Source organism: Streptomyces sp. 13-12-16 (genome assembly GCF_002114215.1).
Classification (GTDB): domain Bacteria; phylum Actinomycetota; class Actinomycetes; order Streptomycetales; family Streptomycetaceae; genus Streptomyces.
This window is the reverse complement of record NZ_NCTE01000471.1, coordinates 5681-9375: the sequence shown is the minus strand read 5'-3', so window position 1 is coordinate 9375 and position 3695 is coordinate 5681. Positions and strand designations below refer to the sequence as shown.

The 3695-nt window shown below is 71.3% G+C and carries 5 protein-coding genes; all 5 read right to left on the bottom strand.

Going from position 1 to position 3695, the window contains the following annotated elements; all coding sequences use genetic code 11:
• Positions 1–137: 137 nt before the first annotated feature.
• Positions 138–263, bottom strand: a complete 126-nt coding sequence (locus B7767_RS49345; protein WP_352387181.1) for a DUF6380 family protein — start codon at positions 261–263, stop codon at positions 138–140.
• Positions 263–1213, bottom strand: a complete 951-nt coding sequence (gene hpnD / locus B7767_RS18830) for a presqualene diphosphate synthase HpnD (protein ID WP_085573200.1) — start codon at positions 1211–1213, stop codon at positions 263–265. Before hpnD ends, B7767_RS49345 begins: the two co-directional genes overlap by 1 nt.
• Positions 1210–2121: a squalene synthase HpnC gene (gene hpnC, locus B7767_RS18825; protein WP_085573199.1), complete on the bottom strand. Its 912-nt coding sequence runs from the start codon at positions 2119–2121 to the stop codon at positions 1210–1212. The genes hpnD and hpnC overlap by 4 nt, the downstream gene beginning before the upstream one ends.
• Positions 2122–2479: 358 nt before the next feature.
• On the bottom strand, positions 2480–3256 hold the full coding sequence (locus B7767_RS18820) for an ABC transporter ATP-binding protein (protein ID WP_085573198.1): 777 nt from the start codon (positions 3254–3256) through the stop codon (positions 2480–2482).
• On the bottom strand, positions 3249–3695 hold a 447-nt coding region (locus B7767_RS18815; RefSeq protein WP_179167195.1), incomplete at its 5' end, for an ABC transporter permease. The genes B7767_RS18820 and B7767_RS18815, both read right to left, overlap by 8 nt.

The following is a 3695-nucleotide window of genomic DNA, read 5'->3' as shown; positions in this document are numbered from 1 at the left end:
CAGGGTGACGCCCACCCCGGCGTCGGCGAGCGCCAGCGCGGCGGTGACGCCGGCGAGCCCGCCGCCGACGACGACGGCGTGCCGTCCCGCCGGAACGAGGTCGTCCGTGAGCGGCCCCGCGGAACGTGTGCCGTGGCTCATGCGCCCTCCCCCGTGCGGCCGGTGCGCCGCTCGAACGGTGCGGGACCGGCCGTCTCAGTCTGGGACGCGGCGTCGCGGCGGAGGGTTGCCCGCCGTTTTCCGCCGGGGTGCGGGGTGTCCATCAGGAGCGCCTCCTGACGGCGCGCCGGGTCACGTGCCGGGTGTCCAGGCCGGACAGGCCGCGCACCGCGACGTACGCCTTCTCGCGGCCGGGCAGGGAGACCCGGCCGCGCAGCACCGCCCCGGGGTCTCGCTCGATGCGGTCCAGGAGCCGGCGGTAGATGCCGGCCATGGCGGCGACACAGGCGCCGCTGCGCCGGTCGAGCAGGGGGAGCAGCCGGTAGCCCTCGGCGAAGAGGGCGCGGGCCCTGCGCACCTCGAAGTGGACCAGGCCCGCGAAGTCGGAGCCCTCCGGTGGCGTGGGCCCGTCGAACCCGGCCGAGCAGCCGAACTTGGCGAGGTCGTCGGCGGGCAGGTAGGTGCGTCCGCCCTCGGCGTCCTCGCGGACGTCGCGGAGGATGTTGGTGAGCTGGAGGGCGAGGCCGAGGGTGTCGGCGTACTCGGATGCGCGTTCGGCGCCGCGCGCACCCGGTTCGGTGCCGAACACGCCGAGCGAGAGCCGCCCGATGGCGCCCGCGACACAGCGGCAGTAGACCTTGAGGTCGTCCCAGGTCTCGTAGGTCTCGCCGCGGGTGTCCATCTGGACGCCGTCGATGAGTTCGTCCAGGCCGCCGAGCGGGATCGGGAAGTGCTCGGCGGCGTGGGCGAGGGCGACCGCGACCGGGTCGGTGTCGTCCTCGTCGACCGCGCCGTCGCGGATCCGGGTGAGCAGCGCCCGGGTGTCCTCCAGCCGGGCCACCTTGACGTCGTTCGCCAGCGGGCCGTCGCCGATGTCGTCGACGCGCCGGGAGAACGCGTACAGCGCCGACATCGCGCGCCGCTTGGGCGTCGGCAGCAGCCGGATGCCGTAGGCGAAGTTGCGTGCCTGCTGTCCGGTGACGGCCTCGCAGTAGCTGTAGGCGGCGAGTACCGGTGCGGACGCGGGTGGTTGCGACTCCACGGTCCGGATCACCCCTTTCCTCGCAGAGTCGCGCCCGCCTCGCGCAGCAACTGGACCTTGCCGGGCTTGGGCGGGCCGGGAAGTACGTCGTATTCGGCGGCGGCGATCGCGCGGAGGGCCGCCCTTCCTCCCGCCACGAACCCCGCGAGCAGCAGTCTGAGTCTGCCGTGGACGCTACCCACGAGGGGGGAGCCTTCATTCAGCAGCCCGAGGGCGCGTTCCGCCTGGTACGCGACCAGTGCGCGCACCGATGCGCCGGCGGTGGGTGCGGCGAGGTCCGCCTCCTGGACGTGGAAACGTTTCATGTCCGTGGCGGGCAGGTAGACACGGTCGCGGCCGAGGTCCTCGGCGACGTCCTGGAGGTGTTCGACGATCTGGAGGGCGGTGCAGATGTCGTCGGAGCGGCGGACGCGCTCGGGCGTCGAGGTGCCGGTGACGGCGAGCACGAGGCGGCCGACGGGGTTGGCCGACAGTTCGCAGTAGGCGAGCAGGTCGTCGTAGGTCTCGTACCGCTTGACGAGCTGGTCCTGGCGGTTGGCGGCGATCAGGCCGAGGAAGGGCTCGGGGGTCAGTCCGTGGCGGCGGACCGTCGGCCGGAGCCTGCGCAGCAGCGGGTGGCCCGGCTCGGGGCCCGCCGGTTCGAACACCCGGCGCAGGTCCGCCTCGAAGGCGTCCAGCAGCACCAGCCGGTCCTCGGCGTCCTTCCCGGTCACCCCGAGGAGGCGGGCGTCGGTGCCGCCGGGGGCCAGGTCACCGTCGCCGATGTCGTCGACCAGACGGGCGAACCCGTACACCGCCATGAGGGCGTCGCGCCAGGGCCGGGGCAGGAAGAAGGGGGCCACGGGGAAGTTCTCGGCGGCGGCCTTGTCGAGGGTGGCGCGCTCGGGGTCGGCGGCACGCGCCGCGGACACGGGCGTCATCGCGGACTGCCATGGGCGGGGACGGCACACGCTGCGTTCAGCCGGGGAGTCTCCGTAGCCATTGCCGTCACATCTCCCGTTCTACACTGCTGACCCAATGCATACTATTTCGGACACGCCGCCGAGGCTTTCGCCATGCGGCACCGTTGGATGGTGTCGGGCATTATGGCCCTGATTGCCGCCTTTCGGGACCGGTACAGCTTACGGTGTGCGACGTGACGCGTAACGGCGGGGGTCCCGCGCAACACGACAACACACCGATCGGCGTCAAGATTCCACCGGGCGGCCGGAGTTGACGTCTTCTTCGCAGACGCCGGGCCCCGCCGGACAGTTCCGGCGGGGCCCTCCTGGCACCGGGCTATTTCCCCGTGAACTTCTCGTACTCCCTGAGCACCTCGTCGGTGGGGCCGTCCATGCGCAGCTCACCGCGCTCCAGCCAGAGCACGCGGTCGCAGGTGTCGCGGATCGACTTGTTGTTGTGGCTGACCAGGAACACCGTGCCGGCCTGCTTGCGCAGCTCCCGGATGCGGGCCTCGGAGCGCTTCTGGAACTTGCGGTCGCCGGTGGCCAGCGCCTCGTCGATCATCAGGACGTCGTGGTCCTTGGCTGCGGCGATGGAGAAGCGCAGCCGGGCCGCCATGCCGGAGGAGTAGGTGCGCATCGGCAGGGTGATGAAGTCGCCCTTCTCGTTGATCCCGGAGAAGTCGACGATCTCCTGGTAGCGGGCCTTGATCTGCTCGCGGGACATGCCCATGGCGAGCCCGCCCAATATGACGTTCCGTTCGCCCGTCAGGTCGTTCATCAGGGCGGCGTTGACGCCGAGCAGGGAGGGCTGGCCGTCGGTGTAGACCTTGCCCCGTTCGGCGGGCAGCAGTCCGGCGATGGCCCGCAGCAGGGTCGACTTGCCCGAGCCGTTGGAGCCGATGAGCCCGATCGCCTCGCCCCGGTACGCCACGAAGGAGACCCCGCGCACGGCGTGCACCTTGCGCACGCCCCGCTCCTCGCCCCGCTTGACGATGCGGCTGAGCGCCGCCGTGGCGCTGCCCTTGCCGGTCTTCGCGCCGTTGACGCGGTAGACGATGTGCAGGTCGTCCGCGATGACCGTGGGGACCTTCTCGTCGGTGGTGTCAGCCACGGCCGTACCTCTCCTCTGCCTTCCAGAAGTACACGAAGCCGATCACGCCGGCCAGCAGCGCCCAGCCCACCGCGAACGCCCACACGTGCGGGGGCAGGTAGGAGGAGCCGTACTCGTCGATCATCGCGAAGCGGACCAGGTCCATGTAGATCGCCGCCGGGTTCCACTGCAGCACGTCGGCCAGCCAGGTGGGCACGTCCTTGTCGTGCAGCATCGCCGGGATGCTGAACATCACGCCGGACGCGTACATCCAGGTGCGCAGCACGAACGGCATGAGCTGGGCCAGGTCGGGCGTCTTGCTGCCCATCCGCGCGAAGACCAGCGCCAGCCCGGTGTTGAACACGAACTGCAGCAGCAGCGCGGGGACCACCAGCAGCCACGACAGATCGGGGAAGCTGCGGAACGCCAGCATCACGGCGACGAGCACGATCATCGAGGC